This window comes from Rothia mucilaginosa (assembly GCF_001061665.1).
Taxonomy (GTDB): domain Bacteria; phylum Actinomycetota; class Actinomycetes; order Actinomycetales; family Micrococcaceae; genus Rothia; species Rothia mucilaginosa_A.
In genome coordinates, this window is record NZ_JVSP01000006.1 from 170116 (window position 1) to 191779 (window position 21664).

19 protein-coding genes are annotated in these 21664 nt (G+C 59.9%); 4 read left to right on the plus strand and 15 right to left on the minus strand.

The genetic code is table 11. The features are described 5' to 3' along the window. Window positions 1-13 precede the first annotated feature (13 nt). From ADJ95_RS04325 to rfbB, 5 genes are all read right to left on the minus strand, one after another. Window positions 14-1312: a cysteine desulfurase gene (locus ADJ95_RS04325; protein WP_049332938.1), complete on the minus strand. Its 1299-nt coding sequence runs from the start codon at window positions 1310-1312 to the stop codon at window positions 14-16. A gap of 155 nt (window positions 1313-1467) precedes the next feature. Next, entirely contained in the window at window positions 1468-2055 is a 588-nt protein-coding gene (gene pth, locus ADJ95_RS04330) for an aminoacyl-tRNA hydrolase (protein WP_049332940.1), read from the minus strand. 146 nt (window positions 2056-2201) lie between these two features. Then, complete coding sequence (locus tag ADJ95_RS04335) at window positions 2202-2861, minus strand: 50S ribosomal protein L25/general stress protein Ctc (protein WP_012904012.1); 660 nt, start codon at window positions 2859-2861, stop codon at window positions 2202-2204. A gap of 244 nt (window positions 2862-3105) precedes the next feature. Further along, on the minus strand, window positions 3106-4530 hold the full coding sequence (gene rfbD / locus ADJ95_RS04340; RefSeq protein WP_049332944.1) for a dTDP-4-dehydrorhamnose reductase: 1425 nt from the start codon (window positions 4528-4530) through the stop codon (window positions 3106-3108). Continuing rightward, window positions 4530-5528, minus strand: a complete 999-nt coding sequence (gene rfbB / locus ADJ95_RS04345) for a dTDP-glucose 4,6-dehydratase (protein WP_049332946.1) — start codon at window positions 5526-5528, stop codon at window positions 4530-4532. The genes rfbD and rfbB overlap by 1 nt, the downstream gene beginning before the upstream one ends. A gap of 74 nt (window positions 5529-5602) precedes the next feature. Between rfbB and rfbA the strand changes: the two genes are divergently transcribed. The 4 genes from rfbA to ADJ95_RS04365 all read left to right on the plus strand — a co-directional run bounded on the left by rfbA (window position 5603) and on the right by ADJ95_RS04365 (window position 9321). Further along, on the plus strand, window positions 5603-6463 hold the full coding sequence (gene rfbA, locus ADJ95_RS04350; RefSeq protein WP_049332948.1) for a glucose-1-phosphate thymidylyltransferase RfbA: 861 nt from the start codon (window positions 5603-5605) through the stop codon (window positions 6461-6463). 108 nt (window positions 6464-6571) lie between these two features. Then, on the plus strand, window positions 6572-8056 hold the full coding sequence (locus tag ADJ95_RS04355) for a polysaccharide biosynthesis tyrosine autokinase (RefSeq protein ID WP_049332950.1): 1485 nt from the start codon (window positions 6572-6574) through the stop codon (window positions 8054-8056). A 108-nt stretch (window positions 8057-8164) separates the two neighbouring features. Then, a complete protein-coding gene (locus ADJ95_RS04360) occupies window positions 8165-9022 on the plus strand; it encodes a nucleotidyltransferase family protein (protein ID WP_080974951.1) in 858 nt (285 codons plus the stop codon). After that, window positions 9019-9321, plus strand: coding sequence for a PqqD family protein (locus ADJ95_RS04365; RefSeq protein ID WP_049332953.1), 303 nt, complete (start codon window positions 9019-9021; stop codon window positions 9319-9321). The genes ADJ95_RS04360 and ADJ95_RS04365 overlap by 4 nt, the downstream gene beginning before the upstream one ends. A 129-nt stretch (window positions 9322-9450) precedes the next feature. Here the strand turns inward: ADJ95_RS04365 and ADJ95_RS04370 are convergent, their stop codons facing one another. From ADJ95_RS04370 to ADJ95_RS04415, 10 genes are all read right to left on the minus strand, one after another. After that, window positions 9451-10701: a glycosyltransferase gene (locus ADJ95_RS04370; RefSeq protein ID WP_049332954.1), complete on the minus strand. Its 1251-nt coding sequence runs from the start codon at window positions 10699-10701 to the stop codon at window positions 9451-9453. Window positions 10702-10714: 13 nt separating this feature from the next. Continuing rightward, window positions 10715-11659: a glycosyltransferase family 2 protein gene (locus tag ADJ95_RS04375; protein ID WP_049332956.1), complete on the minus strand. Its 945-nt coding sequence runs from the start codon at window positions 11657-11659 to the stop codon at window positions 10715-10717. Between the two features lie 72 nt (window positions 11660-11731). After that, entirely contained in the window at window positions 11732-12772 is a 1041-nt protein-coding gene (locus ADJ95_RS04380) for a glycosyltransferase family 4 protein (RefSeq protein WP_049332958.1), read from the minus strand. Between the two features lie 2 nt (window positions 12773-12774). Beyond that, entirely contained in the window at window positions 12775-14178 is a 1404-nt protein-coding gene (locus ADJ95_RS04385; RefSeq protein ID WP_049332960.1) for an O-antigen ligase family protein, read from the minus strand. Continuing rightward, complete coding sequence (locus ADJ95_RS04390; RefSeq protein ID WP_049332962.1) at window positions 14175-15290, minus strand: glycosyltransferase family 4 protein; 1116 nt, start codon at window positions 15288-15290, stop codon at window positions 14175-14177. The genes ADJ95_RS04385 and ADJ95_RS04390 overlap by 4 nt, the downstream gene beginning before the upstream one ends. Continuing rightward, window positions 15287-16372: an acyltransferase family protein gene (locus tag ADJ95_RS04395; protein WP_049332964.1), complete on the minus strand. Its 1086-nt coding sequence runs from the start codon at window positions 16370-16372 to the stop codon at window positions 15287-15289. The genes ADJ95_RS04390 and ADJ95_RS04395 overlap by 4 nt, the downstream gene beginning before the upstream one ends. A gap of 11 nt (window positions 16373-16383) precedes the next feature. Continuing rightward, a complete protein-coding gene (locus ADJ95_RS04400) occupies window positions 16384-18627 on the minus strand; it encodes an N-acetylneuraminate synthase family protein (protein ID WP_049332966.1) in 2244 nt (747 codons plus the stop codon). Window positions 18628-18714: 87 nt separating this feature from the next. Then, entirely contained in the window at window positions 18715-19443 is a 729-nt protein-coding gene (locus ADJ95_RS04405) for a cytidylyltransferase domain-containing protein (protein WP_049332969.1), read from the minus strand. After that, window positions 19443-20543 carry a hypothetical protein gene (locus tag ADJ95_RS04410; protein WP_049332971.1) on the minus strand — a complete coding sequence of 367 codons (1101 nt, stop codon included), beginning with the start codon at window positions 20541-20543 and terminating at the stop codon, window positions 19443-19445. The genes ADJ95_RS04405 and ADJ95_RS04410 overlap by 1 nt, the downstream gene beginning before the upstream one ends. After that, window positions 20534-21532, minus strand: coding sequence for a CgeB family protein (locus ADJ95_RS04415; protein WP_049332973.1), 999 nt, complete (start codon window positions 21530-21532; stop codon window positions 20534-20536). Before ADJ95_RS04415 ends, ADJ95_RS04410 begins: the two co-directional genes overlap by 10 nt. Between the last annotated feature and the right edge of the window lie 132 nt (window positions 21533-21664).

Genomic DNA, 21664 nt, shown 5'->3' on the forward strand with positions numbered 1-21664 from the left:
CGCGCCGTAGAGATTAGAGGCCGAAGTAGGGGCGCACCTCGGCGAGAGCCTTCAGGAACGCGTCCACGTCCTCGGTCGTGTTGTAGATGTAGGTGGAAGCGCGGGTCGAGGCGGTCACGCCGGCACAGCGGTGCAGCGGCTGCGCGCAGTGGTGACCCACGCGCACGGCGATACCCTGCGTATCGAGCAGCTGGCCCACGTCGTGCGGGTGCACACCGTCAATGGCGAGGGCCACCAGGCCCGCGCGCTGGTCGGGATCGGTCGGGCCCAGCAGGCGCACGCCCTCGATCTTCTGAACGCCCTCAACCAGGCGAGCGCCCAGCTCGTGTTCCCACGCTTCAACGTTCTCCATGCCCAGGTGCTGCAGGTAGCGCACGGCGGCGGCGAAGGCGACCGCCTGCGAGACGCGCTGGGTACCGGCCTCGAACTTGATGGGGGCGGGCATGTACTCGGCGTCCTGCAGCCCGACGCGGGTGATCATGGAGCCGCCGGTCAGGAAGGGCGGCAGGGCATTCAGCAGTTCCGCGCGGCCGTAGAGGGCACCGATGCCGGTGGGAGCCAGCATCTTGTGGCCGGAGAAGGCAGCAAAGTCGACGTCCAGGGCGTGGAAGTCCACGGGCATGTGCGGTACGGACTGGCAGGCGTCCAGCACGACGAGTGCGCCGTACTTGCGGGCCAGAGACACCAGGCGCGGCACATCGGTAATCGCGCCGGTCACGTTGGAGACATGGGTGAAGGCCAGGATGCGGGTCTTCTCATTGACGATGCCCTCGGCGGCCTCGTAGTCGATGCGGCCGTCTTCGGTGGCGGGGATGTGGCGCAGGGTTGCGCCGGTGCGCTGGGCAAGAATCTGCCAGGGAATCAGGTTCGCGTGGTGCTCAATCTCGGTGGTGACGATTTCGTCGCCGGGGCCCAGCGCAAAACGCTCGGCAGGCTTGCCGCCGATGCCCTGGGAGGCGTTACCGATGCTGTAGGCGATGAGGTTCAGCGCCTCGGTGGCGTTGGAGGTCCACACCAGCTCCTCCTCCGTGGCACCCACGAAGCCGGCCACGATGCGGCGAGCGTCCTCGAAGAGGTCGGTCGCCTCGACGGCAAGGGTGTGCGCGCCGCGGTGTACGGCGGAGTTGGCGCGCAGGTAGAAGTCGCGTTCTGCGTCGAGAACCTGCAGGGGTTTCTGGCTCGTAGCCCCGGAATCCAGGTAGACCAGGGGGTGCCCGTTGACCTCGGTGTTGAGGATCGGGAAGTCCTGGCGGAGCTGACGCACAACGTCGTCGCTCAGGGGGATGTTGGCGGGGGTGGAGTATTCAGCCACGGGTACCTTCTTCTCTCGCTCATACGCTCCACGGGGCGGGTATTTTCCCGTCGTGGAGCGTATAACGTCATTCTTTTCTAGCTTATTCCCTTGAGTGGCTCTTGCATAGTTAGGTAGAGCCTAGTTCGCGGGGCGCACAGCGGCGAGGCAATCGGCTAGGATGCGGCCCCGTGGTAGCGCTGCTGGGTAGCCTGTAGGCCCTCCTTGATGAGCATGACGGTTGCATCCGCGGCGTTCGAGATGAGGAACGGCAGAGCCTTCGCCTCGGTGCTGCTGAAGGGCTTGAGCACGAAGTCCGCGGTGTCCATGCGTCCGGGCGGACGACCGATGCCGGTACGCACGCGGTAGTAGTCCTTGGTGCCCAGAGCCTTGGTGATGTCGCGCAGACCGTTATGGCCGCCCTCTCCCCCGCCAATCTTAAGCTTGATGGTGTCGAAGGGGATGTCGAGCTCGTCGTGGACGACGATGATGTGGTCGGGGTCAATACCGTAGAACTTGGCGATGGCGCTAACGGGGCCGCCCGAGGTGTTCATGTAGCCGAGGGACTTCATGAGCACCACCTTAGGGCCGCCGAAGCCGAGGCGCCCCTCCACCACGACCGCGGATGCCTTGGAGTGTTTCTTGAAGCTGCCGCCAACTTCCTTGGCGAGCTCGTCCAGGACCATCTGGCCGATATTGTGGCGGGTTTTCTCGTACTCCGGGCCCGGGTTCCCCAGACCAACAATGAGCCACGCATCAGACATATCTTCGCCCTTTCCACGGCGCTGTAAAAGGTTTTTAGAAAATTCATGGACTACACCATTCTATGAGTATGGCCCGCTACCACCTCAGAAGAGAGGTAGCGGCGGGCCATCCACAAATCATTGTTGCGCTAGGCGCAGGGCGCGGTCTAGTGCTTTGAGTTATCTGAGTCGTGAGCTTCGCCAGCCTGATCTGATTCCTCGGAAGCTTCAACGATGTCACCCTCGGGTGCGTTTTCGCCTTCTTCACCGGGCTCGGGAACGTCGAGTTCCTCGGGCTCAGAAACGTTAACGATCAGCAGTTCAGCGTCTGCAACCAGGGTTACGCCTGAGGGCAGTTCAACGTCTGATGCCAGAACGTGAGCGCCAGCTTCGCGGCCTTCGATGCTCACGGTCAAAGCTTCGGGTGCCTTCAGTGCGTCAGCTTCAACCAGAAGAACGGTTTCTTCCTGGTTAGCAACGGCGCCAACAGCAGGCTCGCCTTCAACGTGTACAGGAACCTCAATCTCAACGCGCTCGCCGCGCTTAACGGTCAGCAGGTCGATGTGCTGCAGTTCAGGGCGGATTGCGTGACGCTGGATGTCCTTGATCATTGCGAGGTGTGATTCACCTTCGATGTCGAGGTCGAGGATAGCGTTGGGGACGCGGGCAGCCAGGGTGGTTGCGTGGCCGGGGAGTACTACGTGCTTGGGCTCTTCGCCGTGGCCGTAGATGACGGCGGGGATGTCGCCTGCCATGCGGATGCGGCGCGCGTAGCCCTTGCCGAAGTCGCTACGTACGGTAGCTGAAATTTTGATGGTATCTGACATGAGTTGTCCACCCTTTCTTGGTTAGAAGTTATGCGCCAAGTGGAATAGGGACTGGCGCCAGAAATCTCTTTCCAACCAGCCACCGTCAGTTACGGACCTACACGTTTCGTGTATTCCACCGCCTTGGCCAAGACAATATTGTACAGGTTCCCGGCTCTTCTTCAAGGGCCGGGAACCTGTGATATGGCGCTTTTCACGCCTTTTATGCTGTTATCAGCAGATATAGGGTCGAATCCTCAGAGGGTTAGGAGCCCATTTCTGCAAGGTAGGCGGCGAGCGCCTCGCGGTGATCGCGCGGGGTGAAGCCTGCAGCAATCAGCTTGGACAGGTCCATTGCCGAGTTCGTCGGACGGTGAGCGAAGAGCTCAGCGTTGGCGAAGTATTCCTCGGTGGTGGTGTCGCTGACTCGTGCCGGGTCATGGCCGGTACCCTCGTACACCGCGCGGGCGAACTGTGCCCAGTTGATGACCTCGCCGGTGTTCGACACGTTGTAGGTGCCGTATTCCGCGCCCGAGAAGAGCAGGTGCAGAGCAGCAGCTGCCAGGTCCTGGGTGAAGGTCGGGCGACCCCACTGGTCGGCAACCACGGACGGGTCGATGCCGCGCTCTGCCAGGGATGCCATGGTACCCACGAAGTTCTTACCGGCGCCAACAACCCAGCTGGTGCGCAAGGTGTAGTGCTTACGCCATGCGGCAGCGGCAACCTCACCGGCAGCCTTGGATGCGCCGTAGACGCTCAGCGGTGCCAGGGGGTAATCCTCCGGGTATTCCTCGCCCAGGGGCAGGGAACCGTCAAAGACGTAGTCGGTGGATACGTGAACCAGCGGCAGGTTAGCTTCTTCACAGATGGAGGCAAGAGCGCTCACGCCCAGGGCGTTGGCTGCCCAGGCGTCACGGCGACCCTCGGAGGTTTCTGCCTGATCCACTGCGGTGTACGCTGCAGCGTTGATGACCGCGCGGAAGGAGCGCCAGCGGAATGCGTCGCGCCACTGCTCGGGCTTGCCCAGGTCGAGGCGGTCGCGATCCACAGCCAGGAAGGGTACGTTCTGCTCGGTGAGCTGGCGAACCAGCTCGGTGCCGAGCTGACCGCCCGCGCCAATAATCAGAATCGGGTCGGCTTCGAGGGGCTTGATCTCGTTCAGGCGCGGGTGGTTGCGGTCCTTCTCGGAGAGCTCAGCCTTTGCCAGGTCGATGGGCCAGTCGATGGCGACGGTCTCATCGGCCAGGTTCAGGAAGCTGTAGCCGGATACCGCATCCGCGGACCAGTGGTCGTTGACCAGGTAGGTGTAGGCGGTGTTCTCTTCCAGGGTCTGGAAGGAGTTGCCCACGCCGCGGGGCACGAAGATTGCGGTGTCCGGGCCCAGCTCAACGGTGACGACCTTGCCGAAGGACTCGCCGGCACGCAGGTCAACCCATGCGCCGAAGATGCGGCCGGTCGCAACCGACACGTACTTGTCCCAGGGCTCGGCGTGGATACCGCGGGTGGTACCCACCGAAGCGTTGAACGAAATGTTGTTCTGCACCGGGTTGAAGTCGGGCAGGCCGGCGGCGACCATCTTTTCGCGCTGCCAGTTCTCCTTGAACCAGCCGCGGTTATCGCCGTGCACCGGCAGGTCGATGATGAGCAGGCCGGGAATCTCGGTCTCGGTAACCTTCAGCTCCTTGGTCATTACTGACCAGCCTTCGCGTACTTAGCCTCGACCTCAGCCTTCAGGGGCTCCCACCAGCCGCGGTTGTCGGTGTACCACTTGATGGTGTCTGCCAGGCCGGACTCGAAGTCGGTGAACTTCGGCTCCCAGCCGAGCTCTGCACGCAGGCGGCTACCGTCGATTGCGTAGCGCAGATCGTGACCGGGGCGGTCGACAACGTGCTCGAAGTCGTTCTCGTCCTTGCCCATCAGGCGCAGGATGGTGCGCAGAACGGTGATGTTGTTCTCTTCGCCGTCCGCACCGATGAGGTAGGTTTCGCCAATCTTACCCTGCTCCAGGATGCGCAGCACGGCCGAGGAGTGGTCGGATGCGTGAATCCAGTCACGAACGTTCAGGCCCTCGCCGTACAGCTTCGGGGTCAGGCCCGAGAGGATGTTGGTGATCTGGCGAGGAATGAACTTCTCGATGTGCTGGTAGGGGCCGTAGTTGTTCGAGCAGTTCGAGATGGTGGCCTCGATGCCGAAGGAACGAACCCAGGCGCGTACGAGCAGGTCGGAGCCTGCCTTGGTGGAGGAGTACGGGGAGGAGGGGTTATAGGGGGTGGTTTCAGTGAACTTAGCGGGATCGTCCAGCTCGAGGTCGCCGAAGACCTCGTCGGTGGAGATGTGGTGGTAGCGGGTGCCGTGCTTACGGACCGCCTCCAGCAGGCTGAAGGTACCCACCAGGTTGGTGTGAATAAAGGGTTCGGGGTTGGCCAGCGAGTTGTCGTTGTGAGACTCCGCTGCGTAGTGAACAACGGCGTCAGCCTTGCCGACCAGTTCGTCTGCCAGCTCGCGATCCGCGATGTCGCCGACGACGAGCTTGAAACGAGATTCGGGAAGACCTTCCAAAGACGCAGCGTTTGCGGCGTAGGTCATCTTATCCAGCACGGTAATCGTGTGATCAGTGTTATCGATGAGGTGGTGAACAAAGTTCGAACCAATAAAACCGGCACCGCCGGTAACAAGAATGTGAGCCATACGGTAGATTTTACCCGGCTAAAGAGCGATTTTTACGCCTCAACAAAGAGATAAACATGACACAATAAGAAGTTATGAAGGGAATTATTCTTGCCGGCGGTACCGGTAGTCGTTTGCACCCCATCACTCAGGGTATTAGCAAGCAGCTCACTCCGGTCTATGACAAGCCGATGATTTACTACCCGCTGTCCACTCTGATGCTTGCGGGTATTCGCGATATTTTGATTATTACCACTCCGGCCGATCAGGAGCAGTTTAAGCGTTTGCTCGGCGACGGTTCTCGTTTTGGTATTAATCTCGAATATAAAGTTCAGCCTTCCCCGGACGGCCTGGCTCAGGCATTTATTCTGGGCGCCGATTTTATTGGCAATGATCCCGTAGCGCTCGTGCTCGGTGACAATATTTTCTACGGCCCCGGTCTCGGCACCCAGCTGGCCACTTACGAGCAGAAGGACGGCGCGACCGTCTTTGCATATCGCGTGGCTGATCCCCGCGCTTACGGTGTGGTGGAATTTGATGAGGACTTCAACGCCCTCTCTATTGAGGAGAAGCCCGAGAACCCCAAGAGCGATTACGCGATTCCGGGTCTGTACTTCTACGATTCGAAGGTCGTAGAGTACGCCCGACAGATTAAGCCTTCGCCCCGCGGTGAGTTGGAAATCACTGACCTTAACCGCGTCTACCTGGAACAGGGTAAACTGAAGGTTGAGGTTTTGCCGCGCGGCACCGCGTGGCTCGATACCGGAACCTTTGATTCACTCGCTGATGCCACTAACTTCATCCGCACCGTCCAGAGCCGTCAGGGTCTGTCCGTCGGTTGCCCGGAGGAAATTGCGTGGCGTCACGGTTGGCTTTCCGACGAGCAGCTCCGCGAGATTGCTACCCCGCTTACCAAGAGCGGTTACGGTAGCTACCTGCTCGGATTGCTCCGCTAAGCTTCACACCACAACCCAGGGGATATACCGTATCCCTTCACCGCCCGCGGCAGTACTCCACGTCACGGGCACACACTAACTCAAACTTTCTGGAGTATTCTCACTACTATGACCATTTTGGAATTCTTCCGCACCACGAGGGCTAACCTCTGGTTGCTGATTATTGGCATCATCGTTGGTGCCGCGGTGGGCTTCGGCTATGCATCCCTGCAGCCGAAGGTGTACGCCGCCTCGTCCTCGGGCTACGTGACCGTGGGCGAGTCCGGTACGGTGGATGTTCTCTCGGGCTCTACAGCCGCTAAGGAGCGTGCTCGCTCCTACGCAGCTATCGTCTCCTCTGAGGCCGTGGCACAGAAGATTAAGCAGAACACCCCTGAGCTCTCCCTAACCACCGGTCAGATTCGTTCTAGCCTCACCGCAACCGCAGGTGACAATGCTGCGCTGATTACCGTGAGCGCCCAGGCTTCTTCCCCGAAGAACGCACAGCTGCTCGCCAACAGCGCTCTGCAGGCTACCGCTGACTACATCAAGGAAATTGAGCAGAACCCCGGTAACGCTCAGGCCCTGGTTAACGGCGATAGCAACGCTGCGGCAACCCCCTCTGCAAGCAGCAATACCGTCCGCGTGATTCCGCTGAACAACGCAAGCGTCAACCCGCCGCTGGTTTCCCCGAACTACCAGCAGAACACTCTGATTGGCGCCGTTATCGGCCTGGTCGTGGTGTACACCGCCATCTTCCTGCGCCGCGCACTGGATCAGCGCATCCGCACCCGTGACGACGCCACCAAGGCAACCGGCGCAAGCATCCTGGGTGTGCTGCCCGTCAGTGAGGACCTGAACGAAGAGAACATCGTGAACGGTGACACCGACGACCACATCGCTCAGGAATCGATTCGTCAGCTGCGTACCAACCTGCGCTTCGTGAATGTTGATACTCCCCCGCGCTCCTTTATCGTCACCTCCGCTGTGCCCGGTGAAGGTAAGTCGACCGTGTCGCTCTCGCTGGCTCGTTCCCTGGCCGACGCCGGTTCACCCGTCATCCTCATTGACGCCGACCTCCGCCGCCCGACCGTGGCTAAGAAGCTGAAGCTCGACGCCAAGGTCGGTCTGACCCAGGTTCTGGCCGGTCAGGTGGAGATTGCAAACGCCGTGCACCAGCTGGGCGATTCGAACCTTTTCGTGCTTCCCGCGGGCCGCATCCCCCCGAACCCCTCTGAGCTTCTGGGCTCGGACAAGATGCGCCAGCTCATCAAGGAACTCTCCGAAGAGTTCATCGTGGTGGTCGACGTTCCGCCGCTGCTGCCCGTGACCGATGCATCGTTGCTCTCCCACTCTGTGGACGGCGTGATTCTGGTCGGTTCGATTGGCCGCAGCCACCGCGAGCAGATGACCGAGGCTTCCAGCATCCTGAAGAAGGTCAACGCGAACCTCTTCGGTCTTGTTCTGAACCGTGCACCCCGTAAGGGCCTGGGTAACTCCTACTACGGCTTCGGTTACGCAAGCACCTACGTGGGCTACGCAACCTACTACGGCTACGGTAAGGACGGCGATAAGAAGTCCTCGAAGTCGAAGTCCTCAGCCCCCAAGGCATAACCTTTCGACCCTCTCCCCACGGGGAGCAACATACGGCGGGAAGGGCAGTGTTTCTGTCCCTCCCGCCGTATACTTATTTGGTATAGACCGGTGCACCGAAAGGTTATTGTGACCACTCACTCCACCAATACCCCGGAGCCGCTCACCACTCCGCTCGCGGCACGGATTCGGCTTGCGCACGCCTACTTCCAGCACATAGCCGATAAGCATTCCATCGACGTTCTGCATATCAAAGGCTATGCGTTCTCGCAGGAAATTTACCGCAAGGGTAGGTACAGCTCCGACGCTGACCTGTTGGTCCGTCCATCGCAGGTGGACCGCTTTGTGCAGATTCTCCTGGCGGATGGCTGGCGTATCCAGGCCCACTTTGAGACGGGCTCAGTGTTCGAGCACGCCATGACCCTCTACCATGCCTCCTGGGGCCTGACCGATATTCATCGATTCTTCCCCGGCCTCGGCCGCCACGGTGACTACGAGAAGACCTTTGACCGTATTTGGGCAGCCCGCCGTACCCGATTCATCGCTCACCGGCCCTGTACGGTCCCCTCAGACCTGGATGCGCGCCTTATCGTGGTGCTACACCGTGCCCGCGCTGCGTCCCGTTACAGCGCGGATATCAACTATCTGGTGAACCGCATGTCCTACGCAGACTGGCAGCGGCTTAAGGAACGTGCCAACGAGCTCGATTCAAACCTGGCCTACAGCGCGGCCATGGGCGGGCTTGAACAGTACCGAGGCGATCGCGACTATCTGCTGTGGCTTTCCGTTTCGCAGGATGTCCCCCACTACGTTCAGTGGATTGGTCGGCTTCGGTCGGCAACCACCCTGCGCGATAAGCTACGCACCCTGAAGAATATCTTCTTCGTCAATAAGGACCACCTGGCCATGCAGCTTGGCCGTACCCCCACGCGTGCCGAGGTGCGTGCCAAGTTCTTTGAACGCTTCGGAATCGAGGTGAAAAAATGACCGCGGAATCCCCTCAGCCCGTGTATGGTATCCCCGAAAATATCGCCTACGTACATTCCGAGGAGTTCGCCAAGTACTCCCCCACCGCCACGTATATCGCGAATCTAGACACCGGGGAGCACTCTATCCTGCAGGGCTCGGCCTCCATCATCTGGGGTCTTTTCGAGGAACCCACGAGCGAGGAGGAAGCGATTGAGACCATCTGTGAGCTCTACGAACAGCCCGCAGAGGTTATCGCGCCGCAGATTGAGGATTTCATTCCCGAGCTGCTCGCCAAGAACCTCTTGGAGACTCTCTAGGGCCTCTCTGTAGCTTGAAAAGCGGGTATAACGTAAAGAAGGCGGGGCGGTCAGACTTTTAGTCTGACCGCCCCGCCTTCTTTGTCTCCATGAACGCTCGAAGAGCACGAACAAGCGAGAGAAGCGCCTTTACTGGTCTTCGGGAAGCGCCTGCACGTAGGTCTTCAAACGGCTGATAAAACGAGCCTCCGAGAAACCGTCAACGTGCTCACGGATGTAGTCGGCGTCCCAGTCCTTCGGGTTGAAGACCTCCAGAGCTGCCTGTAGCTGCTCCACCGTGGGCTGCTCGATGAACACGCCCGTCTTACCTTCCTGAATCGTATCCAGGAAGCCACCCGCGCGGTACGCGATGACCGCCTTGCCGCTCGCTCCGGCCTCCAGCGGAGTGATGCCGAAGTCCTCGTAGGAAATTGCCAGCAGCGCCAGGCAGTGGCGGTAGGCGTAGCGCAGCTGCGCATCCGTCACACCCGAGGCAATCCGAATCGTGTCACCCGCAATCTGCTGCAGGTGTTCCTTCTCGGGACCGTGACCAATCACCAGCAGTTTCTTGCCCAGGTTATTGCAGGCTTCCACGGCCTTGTCCACGTTCTTGTAGGGCAGCAGACGCGAAACAATCAGGAAGTAATCCTCCCCGCTCATGAACTCTTCAAGACCCGGAATCGGCTCCGTCGGAGCTTTAGGGTCCACCGAGTGCGGGGGGAAGCAGATCGGAACGTCCTTCTTGCCGTACACGTTCTCGATGCGCTTCTTAATGACGCTGGCGTTCGCCACGTAAACCGCCGAGCGGTGCGCAGCCCAGTGATCCCACAGCATCAGCGCCGGACGTAGCGTCTTCAGCAGCAGCGGCACGGGACCGGTGCTCTTCTCGCCCAGGTACTGATCGCTCAGGTAGAGCCAGCGAGCCGGCGAGTGGCAGTAGATAAACTTGCGACCCGCGTAGTTGAAGCCGTGCGCCCAACCCGTCGTCGATACCACGGCACGCTCCGCGGGAACCTTCAGAAGGGAGGAAGCCAGCGGAAGAATCGGCAGGGCCATGCGGTGGTTACGGCGCAGGTAGCCAATCTTGTTCAGAGGACTCGTGATGATTTTCGCGTCCTTGAACTCGGGGAACGTTCCCTCCGGGTCGTACAGGGTCGTGTAAATCGGGGCGTCAGGGAACGCGCGATGCATAGCCAGGACCACGCGCTCGGCGCCTCCACGCTGAGTCAGGTAGTCGTGAGCAATTGCGATTTCCTCTGTTGCCTCCGGCTTCACAAAGGGTACGTAGCGACGCACCAGGTGCGCCACCTTCTTCAAGCCCTTCGGAATATCTGCCAGCACCGCGTCGGGATTCTTCGGCCCGGTAAACGGAGCGGAGGTCAAGAGCTGAGCGAGTGACATTTTCTTTTCCCTCCTAGAAAACTTTCTGTGCGCGTTCGGGATAGTGAATACCTGCGTAGGATGCAGCCTCAACCTGCAGAGCCACCAGCTTCTCGGCCAGCTTCGCCGGCAGTTTGAGCAGAATCTTATCGCTCGCATCGCCCAGGGTCTTGATGGTCTTCTCGGTTGTGAACCGGGCCAGGGTCTTTACGAGGAAACCCCACGGGCCGCTCGGGTTCGGGGCCGGATGTGCAGCATCTCCGTGCTTACGGACGAAAATCGTGCGGGCAGATCCCGAGTGAAGGGCGCGCAGGGCACGCACCGCGGTGGTGGTGGCCTCAGCATAGTGCTTGACCTCAACCTCGTCAGAAATAATGATGCGGCCACCGGCATCGTGCACCATCTTGCCCATGTCTACGTCTTCCCAACCGTAGAGGCGGTAAGCCGGATCATAGCCTCCGGTACGCTCGTAGAACTCAGCGGAAATCGACGAGTTTCCGTTCCAGTACAGCCAGCGTCCCTCTTCGGCCACGCTCAAGGCGCCCTGCTTAAAGCGCGCATCGCGGAAGTTACCGTACACACGGGAGTACGGGGTGTCCGGGTACACGTTCTTGAGGGTACCAATCACGCCGTCGTAGTCGCGGTGCAGACGAATCTGGTTAGCGACGTAATCGGGAGCCGGCTGCAGGTCGTCATCGCAACGGATGAGGATATCGGCATCAGCCGCGCGGTGGCCGGCGTTCAGCGCCGCCACTCGGCCGCGGTTCTCCTCAAAGACAATCTTGGTCAGGTTCAGCTTGCCCTCGGCGATGTAGCGATCAACCACGGCCTCGCTGTTATCGATATCGCCATCGAGGACCACGATGACCTGGATGTCCTTCTCCGTCTGCTCGGCAAGCGCATCCAGCGGGTAGTGCAGAATCTCCGCGCCACCGCGAGAGGGGATAATGACCGCAGCCTTGTAACGGTGAGTCGTCATGCTTTTCCTTCGGGTTGAGGTGAGATGAGAGTTTGAGTGAAGTATCCCGTGGGGAGGGATCAGACGTAGGGATTAGCGAGCGAAGCGTTCCAGAACCTCGCCCACGCGAACCTTGCCCGCCTCGGGAGAGTAGTTCTCCTGCCAACGCCAGAACAGTTCGGAGGTGCGTTCCGCCAGGTCGGAGGAGTTCTCGCGCAGTTCCTCCCCCAGGCTCTTGATGGCGGCGGCCAAATCCAGAGGCTGACCGGCCGAGACGATATAGGGGTAGGATTCGCCGCCCACGACCTCGGCTAGGGCACCGGCATCGCTCACAATCACGGGGATGCGGGCGCTCATCGCTTCAGCAACCACAAGGCCGAAGGACTCGGGCGCGATGGAGGGAACCACCAGCATATCGATGGAACCAAAAAGCTGGTCCGGGGTGGTCCAGCCGAGTCGGGTGCTGAAAGACGACACCTGCTTCAGCGCTTCCTCCACCTCGGTGCGCTCCTCATCCGAGGCGAACACGGGTTCACCGCCGATGACCAGGTCGTAGGCGACCTCATCAGAGTTCAAGACGCTCATGGCCGAGCAGAGGGTCGCGATACCCTTCGAGGGGGTCAGACGACCCAGGTACCCCACGCGCAGGCGGCGGTCGCCCACGCTGTGGTCCAGGGCGGTGGACACGCCGCTCACCCAGTTTGCAAAGACTTCGCTGCCGGGGCAGGAGTGCTCCACATAGCGGCTGGGAACCAGAGTCACAGAAGCCTTGCGACGGGCGAAAGGCACCAGCTTGGCGTTCAATCCGGCCGGTAGCTGGTGCAGGTGCACAATGCGGTTCTTACGACCGCCAGTGGCCGCTGCAGGAACCAGGCCGTTGCACCAGAGCAGAACGTCCTTGTGGCGAGCGTGCCAGGCGCGCAGTGCCAGCATGTACTGGGCTCGGTTTTTCGCCGGAAGCACGACGCGGGCGAAGCCCTCATCGGCGGCCGCCTCCACGAGCTGATTGGGCTCGGAGGGGCCGACGATGGTGACCTTATAGCCAAGGCTCCGGGCCGCGCGGGCCACGTTCAGGAGCATGACCTCACCGCCGCCCATATCACCGTTATTGGTAGCGATGTAGAGTTCTTTCATCGTTATACTTTCCTCGCCCGCTGACGGATAGAACTGACGTCAAACGATTTAGAAGTAGTCGACTTCTTGGGCGTTTCTTGATGGGTTACAGGGGCAGGAGCTTCATTCTCAATAAGCTCGCCGTTCTGCAGCGCAGGTTTTTCGTCGCTGCTCTGCGCCTTCTGCATAGCACCTGGTTCATGATGTCCGCTATCCGAAGCGTCCAGATCCTTATCCGGGTTCAGGTACAGCAATGCAAGACCCACCACGATAGCCCAAGGCACAGTCAGAATCACCTCACCAAGACGCTGAGAGGTAATAATGATAATCACCATTGCGGCTTCGGCGATAACAATGCGCTGAGCACGCGGCTGCTTCCAGATGAATGCGGCAGAAATCATCAGGCCTACAATCACAATCATATAGAGCCATCCGGCCTCCTGGACCAGCGTCATATATGAATTGTGGAAATAGAAGTAACGATTCTGAAGTGGCACCTGAGCGGTACCCAGACCGCCACCATACCAAGGAACCATATCAATCATGCGGTACATGGTCTCATCGATTCGTTCACGCAGAAGGTCACTACCGAGTCGATCCGCGAAGGCACCGGCACGCGCAAAATTATCTTCCAGGTAGTTCACAGCCTGGTAAAACAACAACGCAAGAACTGCTTTACCGAACAAATTCAGGCGATGAGAGAAGTACAACCACAGGACAGCAAAAGCATATGCGGCAAGAGAGGTACGGGAACCGGTCAGCCACAGCATGCCGGAGGTAACAACAAAAGCAACGATACGGTGACTTGTCTTTCGGACCATAGCCACGAAAAGGAAGCCAAAAATTGCGTAATACAGACCAGACTGATTCTTATCGTTCAGCCAGCCGGTCAGCGTACCGCCGTAGTTATCGGGCGCAATACCTGCATAAAATCCAATGAGGTTGAAAATAAGGCCCGCAGCCACGCCAAAGATGAGGGAACGAATGTCAATCCTCTTTTGAGCAATCTGCAACGCCAGAAGAAGGACCACAGCCATGCGGATTGCACGGCGAATCGCTTCATCAACAGAAATGCCGTTAAAAGCTAGACTTTCAAACAAAGCCCAGCCAACAGCAAACAAGATGATTGAGAAGAACAAGGAGTTATACCGTGTCTCCAAGGTGGCAGGTTTTGTCAGCTTGTACAAGACAAACAACATCACAACAACGGTACCCACAGGCATGGTCACAATGGGCGTAGGGACGCCGATGAAGATCAGACCAAAACCAGCCCAAAAATCAAGCATTGACAGTCTTGAGACGCTACCGACAAGGTACTTTACTTCACCCGCGGTGGCCTGCCCAATGCGATATGCCTGGAGAGAATTAGGATTTTTATCCTGCTGAGAAGCTGCGGTCTCTGTACTTTGCGAGAAAGACACGGTCATTTCTTCTCCAATGTGCGAGTGTAAATATCAACCGTCTGAGCAGCCATCTGCTCATTCGAAATCCAGGTGAAAGGCTCAGCCTCACTCTTCTGCAGCTGCGCACGCATAGCCTGCAGAACATCCTGAGTCAAGGTTGCACTTTGACGGTCTACCAGCTCGTCGGCGCCCAAAATCTCCGGGTTGCCGCCCACAGCGGTAGCGACCGTCTTCAGACCAGCTGCCTTAGCGTCCAGCAGAGTGTAGGAGCAGTTCTCCCACACCGACAGCTGAACAATCATGTCGCTACGGCCCATCGCCTCAATCGGGTTAACGAAGCCGCTGAAGGTCACCGAATCACCCAGGTTCAGACGCTGAGCCTGAGACTGCAACTCGGACGCCAAATCACCAGAGCCCGCAATCTCAAGATGCGCCTGCGGGTAATCAACACGAAGCTGCGCAAAAGCAGCCAGCAGCACGTCAATACCCTTCTCAGGGGACAGACGGGACAGCGAGAGAATACGCGGACCTCCCTCTGCGGGAACACGCTGTTGCTCAACAGCCGCGTGCACCTCGGGGATATCCACGCCGTTGTACACCAGCTCCACGCCACGAGCGCCCCACTTGGCACGCATCTGATCAGCGGTAGAACGAGAAACAGCAATCGCCTGATCGGTGCCCCACAGGCGCACACGATGCACGGTCTCCATGAGCTTAGAACGCCAGGAGCTACCGTGGTACACCGAGTCATTACCGGCAATACCGTGCTCAGTGGTCAGAAGCTTCGGTACGCAGGTACCGCGCTTGATGACGCTACGGATGCGTAGTGCGTTGACCACAGCGGTCGCTACAACGTCCGCATACGCCAGGTGGCTGTGCACAATATCCGGGCGGAGCTGCTCAACAGCCTTCTGCAAAGAAACAAAGGAAGTCTTAAAACCGTAGTCGGGGCCGAACTCAGCCTTGATGACGGTGACGCCCAGTTCCTCGAGGCGGCTCGTGAGCTTACCCTCGGGCGCGAGAACCACCAGGTTAAAGCCGGGGAGCCCGGCACGTGCCATATCGACAACGTGCCGAGCTACTCCACCAAAATCGGGAACCGGAACGACCCATAGAGCCGTTGGTGTAGAGGTCATGCCTTAGTCAACTTTCGAGTGAGGAAAGAACGGAAGGATGCAGAAACCTTAGTTTCAATGGAAATATGCACCAGGTAAGCGAAGCAGATCACCAAAACCAATGCAATAATACGTGCCCCCCAGGGACCAGCCACCGGGTAGAACATATCAACAAGCATATAACCGACCATAGCGTGGCCCAAGTAAAGGGGATAGGAAATGCGTCCCAAGAAATTCAGCGGACCCCTCGAAAGTACCGGAACGTTCTTCAGGTATACAACGATGAAGAACACCAGACTAATCAGTGCCACACCGATTCCATGAGCAAGATCATGCATCAGCGCCGCGTTGAGGGAAGCCAGAATCGCAAAGTACGGAATATGCCAGGTGAACTTTCGATCATGGCTGTACATGAAGAACACCATGCCCAAGCTAAAGAGTGAAGAATGTTCCGCAACCGCGGCCCACACAATCATCTTCGGTGCTCCACCGAGAGAAGCCTCCGGGTGGAAAAGCAGACACAGAGCCGTACCGATAACCGACCAGGTGAGCAGAATCGTAGTCAGCTCCCCACGGTAAATCTTTCCCTTCCGGATAATCAGGTACAGGGCAACCATCACGTAGAACTGCAGTTCCACTGCCAGCGTCCAGTACACCTGATCCACGTTATCCACACGCAGGAAGCGTTGCAGCATCGTCGTGTTAATCAGGGTCTGCGGAATCGTAATATGGCGTCCGGGGTTTCCGTAGATGAAATACACCAGAGCCGATACCGCCAGCGCAAACCAATAGGTCGGGTAGATACGAGAAAAACGCGAAACCGCGAACTTCAGTGCCGACCCACTCTTGATGGCGCTGAGCAGAATCACGAAACCGGAAATGATGAAGAAGAGCTGAACACCCAACTCGCCCAGAGGAATGTCATAGGGCGAAGGAGCAGTCCGCGGATAGTTCTCCGTAGCGGGAACACCCAGGTGATAAATCACCACGGTAATAGCAGCCAGGCCGCGGAACCCGTCCAGCTCCCGGAAACGCCCGGGAGTGATGAAGTCCTGATCAAGGACGTCACCCTCCCGAGCTTTTACGGTCTGAGACTTGGCCATAGATGCCGGTCCTACAGCCACTTCTCGAGGCGGTCCAGGGCGGTGAAGAAGCCTTCACCGTTGTTGATGTGGCCCTGCCAGATCTCAGGGATGAAGGATGCCTTCGGGGCCAGCTCACGCAGCTGCTTGCCCAGTGCGGCCCAGTCCACGTCGCCTTCGCCAACCTGAACGCCCTCACCGTCAACACCAACGCCGTCCACCAGGTGCAGGTGAATCGACAGCGGTGCCAGCTGCTCAACAGCCTCCGACAGCGGAATGTTCAGGAAGTTAGAAGCCAGCATGGTGTGGGAGATATCCAGGCAGAGCGCGGTGTCGTAGGCACGCGAGAACTCCGCGGTGTCCTTCGGATCCAGGAACAGGTTGTGGTACTGCTGACCACCCATCAGCCAGGGGTACGGGGGCAGGGTCTGAGCGGCCAGGCGCACGCCGGATGCGTCCAGGTGCTTCAGGGCCTCGCCGATACGCTCGTACTTTTCGGCACGCTCGGAGACGGGGATGTGCTTGTCCTTGGTGAAGCCACCCATGGTCACAACCATGATCGGGTCCTCGTCCACGGTGAAGTAGCGGGTCAGGTCACGGGTGATGTCGATGGTGCGCTGCACCTCGGCGATGGAGCGTTCCCACACCTCGGGGTCCTTCGAGGCGAGGTCCACGAGGAAGTCGCCGGCGAAGAGGTCGGGCAGGTGGGTGGTGAAGCCCATGTCCAGCTTGGAGTCGAAGACATCGTCGATGTTGATATCCAGGTCCTTGTAGGAGAAGTGGAACTCCAGGAAGTCCGGCTTAGCCTCTTCAATCAGCGGCTTGTAGTCGTGGTAGCGGACGGGCAGACCCCAGGGGCGATCGAACTTGAAGTCGCGGCGGGTGACCAGGTCATCCTTCAGGTCGCCCTCGAAGAAGAACGAGCCTTCTTCAACGTCGCGCTGCATGGTACGGCCGACCAGCTGCGACAGGTGGTTCGGCTGCAGGCCGCGGCCGGGGGACTTCACGGCCACGTCGGCCTCGGTCACGACCTCGCCCTTAGCGATGTGGCGGGTAGCGACCAGGGACTTGGCCAGGTTCACGCGGTTCATCAGCTCACCGGTGGACACCTCGCGGGGAGCGGCAGAACCGATAGCTGCCTCAACCTCGCGAATCTGCTGGACCATGGCCTTGAATTCCTCGGGCAGCAGAGAGACGGTGTGGTCGTTACCCTCGAGGGTCTTGTCGGTGGTGAAGTGCTTCTCGATGATCTTTGCACCGCGAGCAACGGCGGCAATCGGCACGTGGTAGCCACGCTCGTGGCCCGAGTAACCGACCAGGCACTGGCCAATCTCGGCCAGGCGGTCCATGTAGGCCAGGTTCACGTCCTTGAAGGGTGCGGGGTAGGCCGACTGGCACTGCAGCAGGGCGTAGGATGCGCCGGCGTTACGCAGCAGGGCCACGGACTCGCGAATCTCTTCCTCGCGGCTCATACCGGTGGAAACCAGCATGGGCAGACCGCGGGATGCGACGTCGCGCAGCAGCTCGTGGTTGGTCAGGTCGGCAGAAGCAATCTTCATGCCCTGAATACCGTAGTCGACCAGTGCCTGCACCGAGGGGGCATCCCAGGGGGTGCACATGATATCCATGTTGTGCTGCTTGACGTGGTCGAAGACCTCGTACATCTGGTCCACGCTCAGGGAGAAGCGGGAGAGCAGGTCCAGGGTGTACTGCACGCCCAGGTCCTCGCCCGCGGTGGCGGCACCGCGCTGACGGTAGAGGGCGTCCATGTCACGCAGCTGGAACTTCACGGCGTCGGCACCGGACTCAACGGCCAGGTCCACCAGTTCCTTAGCGAAATCAACGCTACCCTGGTGGTTGTTGCCGATCTCGGCGATGATGAAGGCCGGGGAGTCCTCGCTGATGGTGTGCTTACCGATGCGCAGGACGTCCTGCTCGTCCATGGCGAGCGCCACGAGGTGGCCGCGCTCGTCGGTCAGCGGAACGTGGTTGATGCCCTTGGCAAAGTATGCGCGCAGGGTCTCGGGGTCGGCATCTGCCGGAGCGGTCTGCGGGTTGGTGTTAGCAGCATCCAGGGCGCTGGTCTCCAGGGATGCGGTCGGGTTGGCAATCAGCCAGCGGCGGAAATCGCCGTCGGAGAGAGAACCGCGCAGAATACCGGACTCGTTGACCAGGAAGATGATGCGCTGGCCGTTGGCAGAAATCTTCTGCAGTGCGGTAAGAATCGGGTCTTCAGCGAAGACCACATACGGGGCGATATTACGTTCAATAATCATAGGTTTGAACCTTTTCGTGAGTGTTCTATTGAATGACTGAGTGCCGGTCAATCCGGGACGGCGACGAGAATGTCGCCGGGACGAGGGTTACTTGCTCTCGTTCAGAATCTGAGTGAGCTGATGTTCCGCCACGGAGAAGTCAATCGGCGCGTCGATGTCGACGCCCTCAACCTCGTTGAGCATGAACAAGTCAATCGTACCGCCGGGGTAGCCGGCCAGGCGGTTGTGGCGCTCAGTGTACACAGGAGTCTTCGTGATGTACATGGAGCCGTTCTCGCGGTAGCGGAAGGTTTCCTTAGTCAGCTCCTGACGGCGCGGACGGTGCATAATCTCGAAGGCTGCGGTGGGTTCCCCATCGGCGTGCCAGGTCCAAATGAACGGACCGATCGGGATCACGCCGACCATGGAGTCCTTGTCGTTCTCGACGAACTGGCGGACCGCGCGTGCCAGGGTACCGGGCAGACGCACAGGGCTGGTTGCCTGCAGCAGCATGACGGCTTCGGGTGCCCAGCCGTTCTCGGTGTAGAACTCGATGGCGTGCTCGACGACCGGCTCGGTTGCGGTGGTGTCCTCCGCCAGGTGGGCCGGGCGGATGAACGGCACCTCGGCACCGTACTCGCGGGCGATATCAGCCAGCTCGGCATCATCGGTGGAGACGACAACGCGCAGCTCGTGCTCACCGGCAAGCTCTTCCTTCGCGGCCAGGGCCTGCTCGATGGTCCACGCGACCAGCGGCTTACCCGCGATGGGGCGCAGGTTCTTACGCGGAATGCCCTTTGAGCCACCGCGTACGGGAATGACGCAGAGAATACGCATTATGCCTCCAGAGTTTCGATGATGAGTTCAGCGATGCGGCGTGCCGGTTCCTTCTCGGGCTGAACCGGGGCGGGGGTGGGTTCGCTCCCCCACCGGTTCATGCCGTAGCGGTCCCAGAATTCCACAAGCCATGCCGGCGGTGCCGGGTGGTACACCCAGGCCGGGATGCCGCGGATAGCCGCCTCCAGCACACCGGTGGAGAAAATCGACACGACGGGGTTCGGTACCTCGTTCAGAGGGGTTCCGGAACGATCGATGCGGATGCCTTCCTTCTCCCACAGCTTGTGGGTCAGCACCGACAGCTTGTCCTTCTCGCTCGGGTGCGGGCGGTAGATACCGCCGTACTTCTTCAGGAAGGAGTGCGCAGCGAAAGCGAAGGATGCTCGCGGTAGCTCGGCGCCGTGCATCTGGCCCAAGAAGATTGGTTCCAGATCGTTCTGCTTCTGCGCCTCGGCGCCGGCGGCTTTCTGAGCGGCCAGGTAGAGCAGCTGGGAACCCACCGCGTGGGTGGTCACGTCGCGGCGACCCGACGCCCAGAACTCTGCGTCGGCTTCGCTGAACGCCAACAGAGTTGCGCCAACCGGCAGGGGCGGTGCCTGCGGCACGAGCAGACCGTGCTGTACGACCCAGTACTCAGCACCAATCGCGCGAGAGTACTCGTAGGCGGCCGCGCCGCGGGCCAGGTAGTGGCCGAGGGAAAGGACCACGCGCACACCGGGCAGGAGCCCCTGCAGCTGGTCGCCCGTCACTTCCTGTTCGGTCCAGGCATCACGGCCGTAACGCTCGGTGGCGTACTGGCCGTTGAGGTACTCCGAGGCATCCTCGGGGACCCACAGGGCCACGCCCACGTTCTCGAGGTACTTGAGCGGCTCCAGAAGGGAGTTACGGCTCGTCGGAGAGAAAGAATCGAGCACAATGAGCACGCGGGGTACGGCGCCTCGGGTATAGAGAACACCGCCAACAGGGGCTTCCTGTTCCGCCGCGCCCCCGCGCAGACGTCCGATAAGGCTGCGGGCCTCGCCCTTAGCCCAGCGCAGGGTGTTCTGGCGCTTCTGCCAGGCGGCCCATGCATCAATGTCGAGGGGGTAGGTTAGGCCCATAGCTGCTCCAAAATCTTGACGCGCTGATCAAAGGTGTGCTCGGCCAGGGTTCGCTTCTGACCGGCTTCACGAATCTTTCGCGCCCACTTCGGGTCACGGAAAATGCGGGTACAAATCTCGATGAGCTCATCGATGCTCTCGTACACCAGAACCTCTTCACCCGGAATGTAGTAGCGGTCCACGTCGGGGCGATCAATCACCTGCAGGGCGCCAACGCCGGGCGCCTCGAAGGTACGCATGGTGAAGCCGTCCTGGTTGTTGTGGATGTTCAGGGTGGCCGGGGAGGACGCCATGATGCCGTAGGCCTCGGAGCGGTCGATGTCGCGGCCGGCGGGAACGCCGGAGTCCTTGAACTGCTTGGTGCGCAGAATATCGTAGGGGTGACGCGACCAGGCACGGCCGTAGGCACGCACCGGCAGACCGGCGGCGACGAGGGCCTGCAGGGTCTCCTCACGGTTGGGGTACTTGGCGCCCACAAAGTTAATGGAGTCCTCGCGGACAGGAACAATCGGGCAGTGGGTGTCGTAGGCGTTGGGCATGTCGAGCACCTCGAAGCCCTGCTCACGCAGGTGCTGCGCGTCCAGCGGGCTGTAGCTTGCCAGCGAGCCCAGGTGGTGCAGGTCCTCTTCGGTGTAGCTCATGCGGCGCATCTCGTCGTAGAGCCAGGTGCCGTAGCGAACGCCGGAGGTCTCCAGCAGGTCCCACCATTCGCGGGAGAGCATATCGCCCTTAATGACCAGCACAATATCGGGACGGAACTCGTTGAAAGCATCGATAGCCTTACGGGTTGCCTGAGCCGCGAAGCTTTCGGGGCGGTACTTCTCGGGTAGCTCGTGGGCGAGCTTGTTGAGGATGCGCTCGGACAGAGTACCGGGGGCATCGTAGATGTGGGTGCGCACATCGTATCCGTGCACTTCCAGGGATGCTTGAATCGCCTTCCAGTACCCGTGGAATGCGGGTGAGAGTAGTAGAAGTTTGGGCTGAGTCATATGAGGAATGGATCCTGTCGGCGTTTGCTATAAGAACCCGCAGGGCAAAACCGTGCGGTGCTATGTGTTGGAGTGAAGCAGAGAGGCACGTTTCAAGCAGAGCTTGCGCTCAAACATACCTACTAAAATTTT